Origin of the sequence: Streptomyces sp. NPDC001536 (assembly GCF_042894505.1) — a bacterium.
GTDB lineage: Bacteria > Actinomycetota > Actinomycetes > Streptomycetales > Streptomycetaceae > Streptomyces.
On sequence record NZ_JBIAVQ010000004.1, the window covers coordinates 484627 to 499800 of the forward strand.

A 15174-nucleotide genomic window follows, 5' to 3' on the forward strand; every position below is an offset into this window, starting at 1 on the left:
GCGATGAGCCCCGCCGATGGCGACCGTGACCCCCAGCGCATCCTGATCGTCGACGACGAGCCGGCCGTGCGCGAAGCGCTGCAGCGCAGCCTCGCCTTCGAGGGATACGACACCGAGGTCGCGGTCGACGGCGCGGACGCGCTGGAGAAGGCGACGGCGTACCAGCCGGACCTGGTCGTCCTCGACATCCAGATGCCGCGCATGGACGGACTGACCGCCGCGCGCCGCATGCGGGGTGCGGGCACGACGACGCCGATCCTGATGCTGACGGCCCGGGACACGGTCGGTGACCGGGTGACGGGTCTCGACGCCGGCGCCGACGACTACCTGGTCAAGCCGTTCGAGCTGGACGAGCTGTTCGCCCGCGTCCGGGCGCTGCTGCGGCGCAGCTCGTACGCGGCGGCGGCCGGTGCCGGTGCGGTCCAGGAGGACGAGGCGCTGACCTTCGCGGACCTCCGCATGGATCTGGCGACGCGGGAAGTCACCCGTGCCGGGCGGCCGGTGGAGCTGACCCGTACCGAGTTCACGCTGCTGGAGATGTTCATGGCGCATCCGCGTCAGGTGCTGACCCGTGAGCAGATCCTCAAGGCGGTCTGGGGCTTCGACTTCGAGCCGTCGTCCAACTCGCTGGACGTGTACGTGATGTACCTGCGCCGCAAGACGGAGGCGGGTGGAGAGCCTCGGCTCGTGCACACGGTGCGTGGTGTGGGGTATGTGCTGCGACAGGGCGGGGCCGAGTGAACAGGGTCCTGCACCGGTTCCGGACGCTTCCCATCCGGGCGCGGTTGTCGTTGCTGGTCGCGGCGGCGGTGGCGTTCGCGGTGGCGGCGGTTTCGGTGACCTGTTGGTTCATCGTGCAGGGGAAGTTGTACGACCAGGTCGATGGTGACCTGAAGAAGATGGTGGCGCCGCCTCGGCTCGACGACCAGATCGAGAGCGTCCTCACCACGTGTTACGAGGAGCCGCAGACCGACGGCCGTAACTTCCCGACGGCCAACAGTTACTTCCAGGTGGTCAAGCAGGACGGAACGGTCTGCGTCAACGCGTTCGCGGCAGGCAAGGTCAAGGTCTCCGGTATCGACAGGCAGCTGATCGAGAACGGCGGTAACAAGGGCGCCTTCCACAACGGCACCTCTGAGGACGGGGAAGCCCTCCGCGTGCTGACGCTCCCCCTCACCACGTCCGAAGGACCCGCAGCCCTCGTTCTGGCAACGCCCCTCAAGGGCACCCAGTCCACCCTCAACGAACTCGCCCTCATCCTCCTCCTCGTCTCCGGCGTCGGAGTCCTCGGTGCCGGAGCCGCCGGTCTCGCCGTCGCCCGCGCCGGCCTCCGTCCCGTCGACAAGCTCACCGAGGCCGTAGAACACGTGGCCCGTACCGAGGACTTGAGCGTCCGGATCCCCGTGGAGGAGGACGCCGAGGACGAAGTGGCCCGGCTGTCACGGTCGTTCAACTCGATGACCTCGTCCCTCGCCAGTTCCCGCGAGCTCCAGCAGCAGCTGATCGCGGACGCCGGCCACGAACTCCGTACCCCCCTCACCTCCCTCCGTACCAACATCGAGCTCCTCACCCGCAGCGAGGAGACCGGCCGCCCCATCCCCGAGGCGGACCGGAAGGCTCTGCTCGCCTCGGTGAAGGCGCAGATGACGGAACTGGCGGCGCTGATCGGCGACTTGCAGGAACTGTCGAGGTCGGAGGGGCAGCGAGGGGAGCGGGTGCAGGTCGTCTCGCTGGAGGAGACGGTCGAGTCCGCGCTGCGTCGCGCACGGCTGCGTGGACCCGAGCTGACCATCGACGCCGACCTCCAGCCCTGGTACGTCCGCGCCGAACCCGCCGCTCTGGAGCGCGCGGTCGTCAACATCCTCGACAACGCGGTGAAGTTCAGCCCCGAGGGCGGCTCCATCGAGGTCCGGCTGGCCCCCGACGGCGTCCTGACCGTCCGCGACCACGGTCCCGGCATCCCCGAGGACGAACTCCCCCATGTCTTCGACCGTTTCTGGCGCTCCCCGAGCGCCCGCGCACTGCCGGGTTCAGGGCTGGGCCTGTCGATCGTGGCCCGCACGGTGGAACAGGCGGGCGGCAAGGTGACGCTGACCCGGGCGAAGGAGGGCGGCACGGTGGCGACCGTGACCCTCCCGGGCGCCCCGAAGCCACCCCCCGAGGACCCCACCCCCACGCCGTAGACGTGGCCGGCGGTTGGCGGATCCGTCCGCTGTCCGTCTTCCGCCCACTTGCCCTTTGGTCCCAGCCAAGTGGGACGGATCCGCCGATCACCCGGCCAACTTCCGCGCACCGGCAACCTTTTCGCGCACAGCTTCGACAGTCAGGTGTTCCACACCCCCCTCCACACCTGATCCGATCGGAAGCAGACCGTGACTGACACCCGCAGCCGGGGCCCCCGGCACCGTCGGCGCAAGACCGCGCTCGTCGCCGGTATCCCCCTGGCCCTGACCTCGGCCGGCGTGCTCGCTTACAGCCCGCTCTTCGGTGACGACGCCCAGTCCTCCGCGTCCGCAGCGACCTCCGCGGCCCCCGCGTGGGCGACCGCCGCCGCCGACGGCTTCGCCTCGGTCAACGCCCTGGGGCAGAACGGGACCTACGGCGGGCGCGACGGGCAGATCGTCACCGTCAAGACGCTCGCCGACCTGGAGAAGTACGCGACCGCGGCCGAGCCGTACGTCATCGTCGTCGCCGCGACCATCAAAATGAACCCGGTCGGCAAAGAGATCAAGGTCCAGAGCAACAAGACCATCGTCGGGTCCGGGACCTCCGGGCACATCGTGGGCGGTGGCTTCTTCCTCGGGGCCGGTGTGCACAACGTGATCATCCGGAACCTGACCATCCGGGACGCCTACCAGGGCATCTGGAACGACAAGGACCACGACTTCGACGCGATCCAGATGGACGGCGCCCATCACGTCTGGATCGACCACAACGATCTGCGGCACATGGCCGACGGGCTCATCGACGTCCGCAAGGACAGCACCTATGTGACCGTCTCCTGGAACAAGCTCAGCCAGGACAACAAGGCGTTCGGCATCGGGTGGACGGAGAACGTCGTCACCGACATCACCGTCCACCACAACTGGATCCGCGAGACCGAGCAGCGCAACCCGTCGACGGACAACGCCGCCCACGCGCACCTGTACAACAACTTCCTCGAGGACGTCGCCGGCACCGACATCAAGTCGTCGTACGGCAATTACTCGCGCGGCGCCACCAAGATGGTGCTGGAGAACTCCTACTTCCAGGGCGTCAACAACCCCGTCATCAAGGACAGCACCGCGACGATCGTGCAGCGGGGGAACACCTTCGTCGGCACCAGCGGGCGCAACGAGAGCGGCGGTACGGCCTTCGACCCGAAGACGTACTACGGCTACACCCTCGACAAGACGGCCGATGTGCCCGCCCTGCTCAAGTCCGGTGCGGGACCGCGCGGTTCGATCGGTACGACGGCCGCCACCACCAAGGCCGCCGCTGCCACCACCCTCACCGTCGCCAAGGACGGCTCCGGGCAGTACTCCACCGTGCAGGCCGCCATCAACGCCGTACCGGCGAACAACCCCTCGCGCGTGGTCATCCAGGTCAAGCCGGGCACGTACCGCGAGGCCGTGACCGTGCCCGCGAACAAGCCGCATGTGACGATCGTGGGAACCGGGGCCAGCCGCAAGGACACCCTCATCGTCGAGGGGCACGCCGCCGGGATGCCCAAGCCCGACGGGTCGGGAGGGTACGGGACACCCGGCAGCGCGACCGTCAGCATCAAGGCGGACGACACACAGCTGCGGAACCTCAGCGTCTCCAACGACTTCGACGAGGCCGCCAACCAGGCCGTCGCCGGGCACCAGGCCGTGGCCCTGCTGACCGCGGCCGACAAGGTGTTCCTCGACAGCATCATCGTCAGCGGTGACCAGGACACCCTGGAGATGGAGACCGCGGCCAAGGGCACCCTCGGCCGGGTCTACGTCAAGAACTCCTACGTCATCGGCAACGTCGACTTCATCTTCGGACGCGGCACCGCCGTCCTCGACCGGTCGATCATCACGCTGAAGAAGCGCTGGGACGGCAGCTCCGGCGGATACATCACCGCGCCGAGCACCGAGGCCAACCGCAAGGGCATCCTCATCACCCGCTCGACGGTCAACGGGGACGTGAGCAACGCCAGCTTCTCCCTCGGGCGCAACTGGCACCCCGGCGGCGACACCGCCGTCGACCCGCAGACCACGGTCCGCGAGACCAGCCTCAGCGCCGCGATCAGGCCCAACCCCTGGTCGGACATGGGCGGCTTCTCCTGGAAGGACGACCGGTTCGCGGAGTACAAGAACACCGGCGCCGGCTCCGGCAGCGCGAGCAGCGAGCGACCGCAGCTGACCGACTCCCAGGCCACCGGCCAGGAGATCGCGGACTGGCTCGGCGACTGGACACCCACCGCTTCCTGACGCACAGGTCCCCGCCCTACGATCACCCCGGATGATCAGGGAGGGTTCATGGGCGGGGACATCATCAGGCAGTACCGAAGACGGGGGCCGGCGTGGCGGGCGCTCGGCGCCGTCGTGCTCCTGTTCGCGGCCGGCGTCGGGGAAGTGCTGCTCAACGGCGTGCCGTTCTGGCCCGCGGTGGCCCTGGTGACGGTCCTGCTGATGGCCGACGGCTGGCTGGCACTGGCCCTGCTGCGGTCCCGTACCGTCGTACGGTCCGGCGGGATCATCTCGTACGGCGCCCTGCGTTCGCGGCGGTGGGCCTGGCACGACATCCGGGACCTGCGCGTCGAGGACGCTCCCGCGGGCTCCAGTTTCCGGTTCGTCGCCTGCCTGTACGACTCGGCGGGCCGCCGGACCGTGCTGCCCTTCGTCAACGACCGGTGTGTGACCGACTTCCACGCCGAGACCGAGTTCCTGCGGGGTGTCCTGGCGAGCGGCCGGGGGGTGGCGTAGGTGGACGGTCTGGAGGTCGAGCGGGAGTACCGCAAGCGGCGCAAGATACCGGGCAGGTTCATCGTCATCGTGGGCTGCTTGTTGTTGAACCCCCTCGTCCGGGTGGCGGAAACATCGAACTCGCTTCCCCTGTGGGTACGGGTGGGTTTCCTGCTCGCCGCGGTGCTGGCGGCCGGTTGGATGGTGCTGAGGCTGCGGCGGTCATGCACGCTCGTCACCACCGACGGCATCACCGTGCGCGGTGCCTTCGCCGAGCGGCACCGGGCCTGGCACGACATCTACGACCTGCGGGTCGAGCCGCTGCCACGCGGCGCGAACTACACGGGACAGAACTTCGTCACGTACCTGTACCTCAAAGACGGCCGCCGTCACGGCCTCCCGCACGTCGACGACCGGCAGCTCGCAGACCCGTGGAGCGAGGTAGCCGGATTGCTGGGGGCCGCCGGCCGCCACCGCGGCGCCCCCTTCGAGCCGCGGCCGGCCGTCGAGGCACTCATCCGGAAGCGGGCCGCCCGTGCCAGGGCCTGGGTGCGTGCGTTCTATGGGGCCTTCATCGTCTTCATGTGCGACTTCCTGCTGTGGGGGGTGCTCATGGCCACCACGAACGGCGAGCCCTCGCTGATTCTCTACATCCTCTACGCCCCCCTCGCCGCCTTCGTCCTCCTCGCCGTCCTCCAGCTCTGGAGCGCCCGCCGACATCCTTAAGGCCTTCGTCACACCGTGTTCGGATGGCGCGGAAGATTCTGCTGGCCGACCGGACCTGGTGCCGTCCTGGTCGCGCTCGACAACGGCGTCGGCGGCTGTCTGGCCAAGCCCGTCGAGGTGGACGAGCTGCTGGGGCGCGGTGTGTCCGGCAACGCCAGGCGGGTGTAGATCCCGCCGCGCTCGACGAGTTCGTCGTGCGTACCGGCCTCGACCAGCCGGCCCTCGGCCACGACGAGCACGCGGTCGGCGTCGGGGGCGAGGCTGAGATCGTGGGTGATCATGATCGTCGTACGGCCGGACATGAGCCGGCGCAGTGGCTTCACTATGCGGCGGACGGCCACCGAGTCGAGGCCGGTGGTGGGTTCGTCGAGGATCAGGACGGGGGCGGCGCGCAGCATCGCGCGGGCGATGGCGATCCGTTTGAGCTGGCCGCCGGAGAGGGCGGCGGTACCGGGGGCGATGACCGTGTCGTAGCCCTCGGGGAGTTCGGCGACGAACTCGTGCGCGGCGGCTGCCCGCGCGGCCCGCTCGATGTCCTCGTCACTCGCGCCGGGGCGGCCGCACGCGATGTTCTCGCGGATCGTGCCGTGCAGGACAAGCGTCTCCTGCGGGAGCAGCGCCACGTTCTCGCGGAGGAATTCCAGGGGTACGTCGGACAGCGGGACGCCGTCCAGGCAGAGCACCCCGGACGAGGGGTCGTAGAAGCGGAGCAGCAATTTGGCGAGGGTGGACTTGCCGGCGCCGCTCGGGCCGGTGACGAGGACGAGTTCGCCGGGGGCGGCCTGGAAGGTGATGTCGTCGAGGGAGTCCCTGGCGGCGCCGGGGTAGCGGAAGCCGGCGCCGTGGACGCTGACCCAGCCGCGTACCGGCCAGTGCCGGACCGGTTCGGCGGGGTCGGTGACGGCGGGTTCGGCGTCGAGGATCTCGTTCAGGCGCCGGGCGCCCGCGGTGGCGGCGGTGAGGGTGAGGCCGAGCCGGCCGAGGTTGCGGACCGGCGGGTAGAGGTAGCCGATGAACGCGGCGAAGGCGAGCAGCTGACCGAGGGTCATACGGTCGGCGGAGATCTCCCAGACGCCGAGTCCGATGACGGCGAGGACGCAGACCGTCTCGACGACCTCGACGAACTGCTCGTACATCTCGCTGAGCCGGGCCCCGCGCACGGACGCCCTCATCCAGGCGCGGGCCTCGCGGTCGAGCCGTTTCTCCTCGTCGGCGCGACGGTTGTAGGCCTGGGTCAGCACCACATTGCCGAGCGACTCCTCGACCACCGACGTGATCGCGCCGTCGGCGATCCGCTCGTCTTGGGAGGCGGTCCTGATACGGCCGGCGAAACGGCGGGCGGCCAGCAGGAAGAGGGGCGCGAGGAGGAAGGTGACGAGGGCGAGGTCCCAGCGGAGACAGAGGGCGGCGGCGGAATAGAAAACGGCGGAGAACGCGGCCGCGACGGTCCCGACGACGCCGGACACCACCATCTGCTCGATGGCCTCGACGTCCCCGGTGAGCCGCTCGACGAGGTCGCCCTGGCGGTGCTTCTGGAAGAAATGCGGGGGCAGGTCCTGGACATGCCGGAACACCTTGGCCCGCAGGCGCAACACGAATCTCTCCGCGGTCCAGGTGGCGAGCGAGTTGCCGAGATATCCGACCAGCGCGCCGAGTGCGGCGACGGCGAGCCAGGCACCGGCCGGACCCCAGAAGGCGGACAGCGAACCGGCTTTCAGCGCGGTGTCGGTCAGGTGCGCGAACAGCAGGATCGAGGCGGTCTCGGCGAGCGCGGACACCACCACGCATCCGACGATCGCCACAAGCCACTTGCGGTCACCGCGGGTCAGCGGCCAGAAGCGGCGGAAGGCCTCACGGACTTCCCTCATGTGTGCTCCCTCGAAATACGGCGGACATGCCCGAGGCGGGGCCACCGAGTCCCTGTCGGTGGCCCCGCCTCGTCGGTTCGGCGTCAGCAGCCCTTGCGGGAGACCGGACGGGTCTTCGCGGCCTTCTTCGGCGCGGCCTTCTTGTGCTGGGCCTTAGGCGCCGGGGCGGGCTTGGTGTTCTTCTTGGCGACGGGGGCAATCTTGTGGAAGCTCATTTCCTTCTCCTTCGTGCCGTTCGGTTTCGACATGGAAAACGTTACGGGCCCCCGAAAGGGAAAAAGACCAATTCCGCTTAGACCTCGATGAATTGAGCCTGAGATAACTTTTCAGGAATATCCAGGAACCAAACCCGCCCTCACACAGGTTTTAATACGCGAAGAGGCGGCCGCGTCGATATGACGCGACCGCCTCTTCGGGCTTGCTCGGTGGAACTACTTCACGATCGTGATCCGGTTCGCGGCCGGAGGCACGATCGGGCTGGTGGCCGAGGAGTTGGCCAGCAGGTACTGCTCGAGCGCCGCCAGGTCGTCCGTGCCGACGAGGTCGTTGGTGCCCTGCCCCAGCGTGGTGATGCCGTCGCCGCCGCCCGCGAGGAAGCTGTTGGTCGCGACGCGGTAGGTGGCCGCCGGGTCGATGGCCGCACCGTTGAGCCGGATGGTGTCGACGATGATCCGCTCGGCGCCGGTCTTCGTCAGGTCCAGCGTGTACGTCAGGCCCGACGAGGGCTGGAGGATCTTCGGCGAGGCCAGGTTCGAGCCGCTCACCTGCTCCTGGAGGACCTGGATCAGCTGGGCGCCGGTGAAGTCCTGGAGGTTCACGGTGTTGGAGAACGGCTGGACGGTGAAGCCCTCGGCGTAGGTCACCACGCCGTCGCCCTCGGTGCCCTTGGCCGCGTAGGTGAGGCCCGCGCGGACGCCGCCCGGGTTCATCAGCGCGAGGTCGGTCTCCGGGTCGAGCTGCTTGCCGTAGGCGAGCTGCGCGTCGGCGATGAGGTCGCCCATCGGGGACTCGGTGCCGGTGTTCGGGATGTCGGCGGAGATGTAGCCGATCGCGCGGTTGCCGATGGGCGCCGCGAGGGTGTTCCACTTGCTGATCAGCTCGGTCATGTCCGTCGCCTTGGCGACGGTCCGGGTGACCACGTGGTTCGCCGACTTCACGGCCGTACGGGCGATGTCACCCGTCCACCGGTCGTAGGTCAGCGTGGTGTCCGTGTAGAGACGGCCGAAGGACGCGGCCGAGGTGACCGTGCGCGGGTTGCCCGCCGGGTCGTTGATGGTGCAGGCGTAGGCGGCGTGGGTGTGACCCGTCACCAGCGCGTCGACCTGCGGGGTGATGTTCTTGGCGATGTCCACGATCGGGCCGGAGATGCCGTCGCCGGCGCCCGGGGAGTCGCAGTTGTAGTTGTACGACGCCGAGGCCGGGGCCCCGCCCTCGTGGATGAGGGCCACGATCGACCTGACGCCCTGGCGCTGGAGCTCCTTGGCGTACTTGTTGATCGTCTCGACCTCGTCCTTGAACTTCAGGCCCTTGACGCCCTCGGCGGAGACGACGCCCGGGGTGTCCTCCAGGGTGACGCCGATGAAGCCGACCTTGACGTCCTTCTTCTTCCAGACCCAGTAGGGCTTGAGGATCGGCTTGCCGGTCTTCTCGTCCAGGACGTTGGCCGCGAGGTACGGGAAGTTCGCCCCTTCGAACTCCTCGTCCGTGTAGCAGCCGGCGGTCGGGTGACAGCCGCCCTTCTGGAGACGGGCCAGTTCCTTGGCGCCCTCGTCGAACTCGTGGTTGCCGACGGAGGTGACGTCCAGGTCGAGGCCGTTGAGCGCCTCGATGGTGGGCTCGTCGTGGAAGAGGCCCGAGATGAGCGGGGACGCACCGACCATGTCACCGCCGGCGGCGGTGATGGAGTACTTGTTGCCCGCTCGCGCCTCGCGCAGGTGCGTGGCCAGGTACTCGACACCACCGGCGTCGATGGTCTTCGTCGTGCCGTCCGCCTGGAGTTCGGTGACCCGGCCGGACGAACCGGACGGCGGCTCCAGGTTGCCGTGCAGGTCGTTGAAGGACAGCAACTGCACGTCCTGGTAGCGACTGGGCCCCTTACCAACCGATTTGCCTGATTCGTCCGCTGCGGCCGTCGAGGGCAGCGCGGCGGCGAGAGCGCCGACGGTCGCGAGACCGGCGGCCGCGGCGAGGAGACGGACGGTCCGTCTGCGGCGGTGGTGAGGCTGGGACATGGCTGGCATACGCCCCCCTGTGGGATGTCTGAATCAAGTGGGCCCCGTCCGGCGCAGCCTAGAGTCAACGCGCGTAGCGCGACAGGGGTTTCCTGGTTACATCCTGGTTTCCCTTTGCCCTTTCCTTTGCCCCCACTTTGCGGGGTCCTCCCCGTACCCTCGTACGCATGACCAGCGACGACACCGCACGGCGTGGCACCTCCCGCTCGATCGACACCTACTCGGCGCTCTCTCCGGACCGGACCGAAGCGGTGCTGGCGCTCCTCGCGGAGGCCGTACACAGCGACGGGCAGCAGGCCGTGTCGGAGCAGGGACGGCTGCAACTGCGCGGTGGCGCACGCGAAGGCGTGTCCCATCTGCTGCTGACCGTCGACGACCAACTCGTCGGCTACGCCCAACTGGAGGACACCGACCCGGTGGAGGCACCGGCCGCCGAACTGGTCGTCCATCCCGCGCACCGCGGTCACGGCCACGGCCGGGCGCTGGGCTCCGCCCTCCTCGCCGCGTCCGGCAAGCGGCTGCGGGTGTGGGCCCACGGCGGCCACTCCGCGGCCCGGCATCTCGCCCAGGTCCTCGGTCTGACCCTCTTCCGTGAGCTGCGGCAGATGCGGCGGCCGCTGACGGGCCTGGAGCTGCCCGACCCGGTCCTCCCGGACGGTGTGACGGTACGTACCTTCGTCCCCGGCCAGGACGACGCGGCCTGGCTCGCCGTCAACGCCGCCGCCTTCGCCCACCACCCCGAACAGGGCTCCCTCGTCCAGCGCGACCTCGACGCCCGCATGGCCGAGCCCTGGTTCGACCCGTCCGGCTTCTTCCTCGCCTTCCGCGGCGCCGAGTTGATCGGCTTCCACTGGACCAAGGTGCACGCCACGGAGCAGCTGGGCGAGGTCTACGTCCTCGGCGTGAAGCCGGGCGCGCAGGGCGGGGGGCTCGGCAAGTCCCTCACCACGATCGGCCTGCGGCATCTGGCGGGGCAGGGGCTGCCCACCGCGATGCTGTACGTCGACGCGGACAACAAGGCGGCGGTGTCGGTGTACGAGCGGCTCGGGTTCGTGACACATGAGACGGACCTGATGTACCGCACGGAGACGTGAGCCGGGGGTGAGCGCCGGGTGGGTTTCGCCCCCGCCACGCCGGAGGGGCTGAATTCAGCTCAGCCATATCCAGCCCGTCCGGCGTTCGAGGACGAGGCCCGTCCAGGGCCGAAGCGGGGGTCCGGAGGCCCAGCCCCCAGGGACGGGTAGGGGCGGCGAGGGCGAGATCAGGCCCGTGACGCCCGCCGGCGCACCCGCTCCGGCCCGCACACCACCCACACCACCGCCGCCCCCACCAGCACCCACACCCATCGTTCATGGGACGCCGCCCACCGTTCGTCCCGCACCCCCACCAACATCGCCCACCGCCCCGGCAGCACCAGCGGGATCGCCACGGCCGAGGTGAGCACCGCCGCGGCCACCCCCTGCCCCGGCTCCGCCACCTCGGTGAACCGGACGGCGACCGCGGCCGCCGCCAGCGCGAGGACAAAGGTCCCGGCCGCCTCCAACGTGACGTCGCCCACCGGAGGCCGTATCTCCTCCGGCACGAGCAGCACCGCCACCGCCCACCCCAGCGCCAGGAACGGAGCGACGAGTCCCACCCGCAGCGCCTGCCGCACCGGACGCGTCGTCGGCACCGAGACGGTGGTCTCCCGCGCCGGGTCGTCCAGCAGGAACGCCAGTCCCAGCCCGAAGGCCAGCGCGGTCGCCCGCAGCAGATTCAGCGCCAGCCACTCGTCCCCGTCGATGAGCCACCGCGCCGCCCCCGCGAGCAACAGCCCCACACCCCCGGCGGCCCCCAACGCCCGCCACGGCATGGTCCGCAGAACGTGACCCACCATCGCCCGCCCCACCACCACGCTCATCCCCACCCTCTCCACTCCACCACCGAGCCCCTCTCCTTTCGACGCCCACGATTGGCAGATCCGTCCCACCCCGTAAAGCAAAACCCGCAGGTGACCGGCCCCATCTGTGGGACAGATCTGTCAATCACCCTGCGGGCCCGCCCGACCCGGAGCGCATCGCGGACCTCTCCCCGGCCCGGGGGCGCACCGCGCTCGCCCGGCCCGACCCGGGGGGACGGAGCACCGCGTCGCAGCCCGACCCGCCGACCCCTCCCTGACCCCGGGGGCGGTCAAGCCCCGCCCGCATCAGTCACACGAGTCCGCCTTCACCTTCGCGTCCACGCCCAGCAGCTCCCCCACCCGCGCCGTCGTCACCTTCGGTGCGGTCAGCTGCGACCACTGGGACTTCACCTTCGCCTCGACCTCGCCCCGCGGCCGCTCAAGCAGCTCGCGGACGACCGTGGTCTGACCCTCCGTCATCGACAGCGGGTTGGTCGGGGAGAGCACGATCGCCGAGCCGGTCACGCTGTCGTCGAGGCGGACGTGCCTCAGCTGGGCGATCGGGTCGGACTCCCAGGCCAGGGCGATCCACATGAGGGTGACCATGCGGCCGTCGCACAGTTCGCTCGCCGCGTTCTCGTCGCCCGCGATCAGCACGCCGGCGACGGCGGTCGAGAACTCCGGGACGCGGTTGCCGCCCCAGGCCGTGCCGACGGTCACCTGGTGGGCGGTCTTGGCCGGGGCGATCGCCGCGTCGCCGTCGAGGCCGTAGGTGGCGTCTATCCGCTGGCGTACGAGAAGGCGCTGGTCGTGTGCCGTGCCACCCGCCAGGGACTGCACCTGGTCCACGACCGAGGCCCAGTCCGCCGTGCGGCCCCGCCACTCCGGGAAGGCGCAGTACCGCGACCCGGACCGCTCCACACAGGTCTGCACCTGCTCGGGGTGGAACGTCACCCGCTCCCGCGCCGCCGTCGTCGCCGACGAGACTCCCTGCGCCTGGCCGGTCCCGCCCAGCACCGTCAGGGCCAGCGCACCGACGAACAGGACCCGTGCGGAGCGGGCACGACCGCCGCCCACCAGCACCGCGAGCAGCGCCAGGCTCAGCCCGAGGCCGGCGAGATAGACGGCGTGCCACAGGGCGGGGCGGCCGATCAGGTCGGAGGGCAGGGTGTTGCTGCTCATCTCGCCCACGACCGGGTACAGCCAGCGGATCCAGCTGGCGTCGCCCCCGAGCCCCGTGCCGAGCACGAACAGGAAGAGGAAGACCACCACCAGCAGCGGAGCCGCGAAGGTCGAGGTCACCAGCCGGGCCATCAGCACGCCGACCGCTCCGAACAGCAGCACCGTCAGCGGCCCCACCAGCAGCTCACCGACCGAACCGCGCCCGAGCGCGGCGGACTTGAGGGCCTCCCAGCCGAACTGTCCCGTCACACAGACCGCGGTGAGCAGGACGGCCGGCACGATGGACAGCAGATGCGCCGCGGTACGCCGCCCCGCCCCCATCACCAACACCCCGAAGTGGCGTTCCGTGTCCTGGCGCGCGGACCGCAGCACCGCCTGGTTCACGGCGAGCAGCACCGCCAGGCCGACCAGCAGCGGGCCGCCCTGGGTGGCACGGTCCACGTCCTGGAGGGCCGGATACCCGTCCGCGTAGTCCCGGGCCTGCCACACGATCCAGGCGACGTACACCAGGAAGCCGACGATCACCGGCACACTCGTCAGCAGTCGCCGCGCCTCGAACCGGGCGAGGACGAGCACCGCGGCCCAGGAGTCGCGTGACTCGGTCCGCTCGACGGGCGGGGCCGTCTCCATCACCGCGCTCATGCCGCCACCTCCGCGCCCGCGCCGTCGAGGGTCAGCAGGTAGCCGTCCTCCAGGGTGGGTTCGAGGAGTTCGGCACCGGCGGGCGGGTCCCCCACATTGCGGAAGGAGCCGGTGCCCGTGCGCCACCCCGCCTTCGCCCCCGGATCGCGTTCCGTACTGCTCCACACCCGTCCGGCGGCCCGCGCGGTCAGCTCGGCGGGAGTGCCGTCGAAGCGCACCCCGCCGGTCGCCATGACCACGACCCGGTGGCAGAGCATCGCCACGTCCTCCGTCTGGTGGGTGGACAGCAGGACCGTGCGCCCTTCGCCCGCCCGGGCGATCAGCTCCCGGAACCGCATGCGCTGTTCGGGGTCCAGGCCGACCGTCGGCTCGTCCAGGACGAGGAAGCCGGGGTCGCCGACGAGCGCCGCGGCCAGCGCGACCCGCTGCCGCATGCCACCGGACAGCTTCTTGATGCGCTTGCCGCGCACATCGCCCAGGTCGACCTCGTCCAGCACCCGACGCACCTCGCGGTGGCGGGCGGCGCGATCGGTGAGTTCCTTCAGGATCGCCACGTAGTCGACGAACTCGAAGGCCGTGAAGTCCGGGTGGAAACCGGGGGTCTGGGGCAGATAACCGAGCCGGCGCCGCACCTCCTGCCGCCCGCGCGTGGTCCCCGGGTCGTGTCCGAGCACCGTGAAGGCGCCCCGGTCGGCGGGCACGGCGGTGGCCAGCACCCGCAACAGGGTGGTCTTTCCCGCCCCGTTGGGACCGAGCAGCCCGGTGACGCCCCGCGTCAGCCGCAGCGACACGTCGTCCAGGGCTCGGGTACCGCCGTAATGGAGGCTGAGCCCCGAGGCGGAGACGGTGGATGTCATACGGCACTCCTGTGGGAGACGTCGAAACGGTCACGTGCGAGGTAGAGCAGTCCGACCGCGAGCGCGGCGACCGCGGCGGCGGCGCCCTGGCCGACCGCTGTGAACGGCACGAGCGGTCCGTCACCGCTCGCGTCCGCGACGACCAGCAGCGCGATCCACACCCCGCCGACGAGGGACGGCGCGAGGACCGGGCCGAGCCGGGGGGTCAGCGCGAGGCCGGTCGCGGTGAGGGCGAGCGCGGGCAGCAGCCAGGCCAGGGCGCGCAGGCCGTAGGCGGGCAGTGCGAGCGTCGCCAGGCCGTTGAGGCCGAGGACGGTGGTGAGCACGGCGACCGTGCGGATCATCAGCAGCCGGAATCCGTGCACCGGACTGACGACCGCCATCTCGTAGGTCGGGTCCAGCGCGGGCCCGTACGCCAGTGCCACACCCGCGAGGGGCAGCAGCGGGGCGAGGGCGAGGAAGAGCGTCGGCGAGTCCGCCGAGTACACCGCCCCCACCGTCGTCACCAGCACGAACACCACCGCCGCGAGCCACGACCGGCGCAGCACCGGGGTCGCCGCGAGCAGCCGCGCGGTGTGGTCGGCGACCCCGAGCCGCACGAGCAGCCCTTCGAACAACCCCCGTTTGGGCGCGTCGAGTTCGGCGTCGAGGCGCGCCCAGCCGGCGTCCACGGAAGGACTCACGGAGGCGAGCACCTCCCGGCACCGCGCGCAGGAGACGAGGTGGGTGTCGGCGGACCACAGCATCGGCGCCGCCAACTCGCCCTGGGCGTAAGCCCGTAGATCCTGCTCGTCCACATGCCACGTCATGCCGCCGCCACCTCCCGCACCCGCTCCTGGCCCCGCAGACCCCGATCGCTCACCTGGCCGCTCATAC

Annotated in this window: 13 protein-coding genes; 6 read left to right on the forward strand and 7 right to left on the reverse strand. The window is 70.4% G+C overall.

Annotation, left to right across the window (positions count from 1 at the left end):
• Positions 1-3 precede the first annotated feature (3 nt).
• The 5 genes from ACFY0U_RS15185 (at position 4) to ACFY0U_RS15205 (ending at position 5639) form a co-directional block, all read left to right on the forward strand.
• A complete protein-coding gene (locus tag ACFY0U_RS15185; RefSeq protein ID WP_388635248.1) occupies positions 4-741 on the forward strand; it encodes a response regulator transcription factor in 738 nt (245 codons plus the stop codon).
• Positions 738-2183 carry an ATP-binding protein gene (locus ACFY0U_RS15190; protein WP_388635250.1) on the forward strand — a complete coding sequence of 482 codons (1446 nt, stop codon included), beginning with the start codon at positions 738-740 and terminating at the stop codon, positions 2181-2183. Before ACFY0U_RS15185 ends, ACFY0U_RS15190 begins: the two co-directional genes overlap by 4 nt.
• Before the next feature lie 189 nt (positions 2184-2372).
• A complete protein-coding gene (locus ACFY0U_RS15195; RefSeq protein WP_388635252.1) occupies positions 2373-4439 on the forward strand; it encodes a pectinesterase family protein in 2067 nt (688 codons plus the stop codon).
• A gap of 48 nt (positions 4440-4487) precedes the next feature.
• The gene (locus ACFY0U_RS15200) at positions 4488-4934 is read left to right on the forward strand and encodes a hypothetical protein (protein ID WP_388635254.1); all 447 of its coding nucleotides are present in this window, start codon (positions 4488-4490) and stop codon (positions 4932-4934) included.
• Complete coding sequence (locus ACFY0U_RS15205) at positions 4935-5639, forward strand: PH domain-containing protein (protein ID WP_388635256.1); 705 nt, start codon at positions 4935-4937, stop codon at positions 5637-5639. It abuts the gene before it with no gap.
• A gap of 8 nt (positions 5640-5647) precedes the next feature.
• Here ACFY0U_RS15205 and ACFY0U_RS15210 read toward each other — a convergent pair whose 3' ends face one another.
• The 3 genes from ACFY0U_RS15210 to ACFY0U_RS15220 form a co-directional block, all read right to left on the reverse strand.
• Positions 5648-7507 (reverse strand): ABC transporter ATP-binding protein, encoded by a 1860-nt coding sequence (locus tag ACFY0U_RS15210; RefSeq protein WP_388635258.1) that lies wholly within the window; start codon positions 7505-7507, stop codon positions 5648-5650.
• A gap of 83 nt (positions 7508-7590) precedes the next feature.
• Positions 7591-7722, reverse strand: a complete 132-nt coding sequence (locus tag ACFY0U_RS15215; RefSeq protein ID WP_388635260.1) for a hypothetical protein — start codon at positions 7720-7722, stop codon at positions 7591-7593.
• Between the two features lie 216 nt (positions 7723-7938).
• The gene (locus ACFY0U_RS15220) at positions 7939-9747 is read right to left on the reverse strand and encodes a bifunctional metallophosphatase/5'-nucleotidase (protein ID WP_388635262.1); all 1809 of its coding nucleotides are present in this window, start codon (positions 9745-9747) and stop codon (positions 7939-7941) included.
• Positions 9748-9905: 158 nt separating this feature from the next.
• Here ACFY0U_RS15220 and mshD point away from each other — a divergent pair, with 158 nt between their 5' ends.
• Entirely contained in the window at positions 9906-10832 is a 927-nt protein-coding gene (gene mshD, locus ACFY0U_RS15225; RefSeq protein WP_388635264.1) for a mycothiol synthase, read from the forward strand.
• A gap of 167 nt (positions 10833-10999) precedes the next feature.
• On the opposite strand, the gene ACFY0U_RS15230 is transcribed toward mshD, so the two are convergent.
• From ACFY0U_RS15230 to ACFY0U_RS15245, 4 genes are all read right to left on the reverse strand, one after another.
• Positions 11000-11638, reverse strand: a complete 639-nt coding sequence (locus ACFY0U_RS15230) for an ABC transporter (protein WP_388635266.1) — start codon at positions 11636-11638, stop codon at positions 11000-11002.
• Between the two features lie 285 nt (positions 11639-11923).
• Entirely contained in the window at positions 11924-13441 is a 1518-nt protein-coding gene (locus tag ACFY0U_RS15235) for an ABC transporter permease (RefSeq protein ID WP_388635268.1), read from the reverse strand.
• Positions 13438-14298: an ABC transporter ATP-binding protein gene (locus ACFY0U_RS15240; RefSeq protein WP_388635270.1), complete on the reverse strand. Its 861-nt coding sequence runs from the start codon at positions 14296-14298 to the stop codon at positions 13438-13440. The genes ACFY0U_RS15235 and ACFY0U_RS15240 overlap by 4 nt, the downstream gene beginning before the upstream one ends.
• Positions 14295-15107, reverse strand: a complete 813-nt coding sequence (locus tag ACFY0U_RS15245) for a zf-HC2 domain-containing protein (protein WP_388635272.1) — start codon at positions 15105-15107, stop codon at positions 14295-14297. The genes ACFY0U_RS15240 and ACFY0U_RS15245 overlap by 4 nt, the downstream gene beginning before the upstream one ends.
• Positions 15108-15174 lie beyond the last annotated feature (67 nt).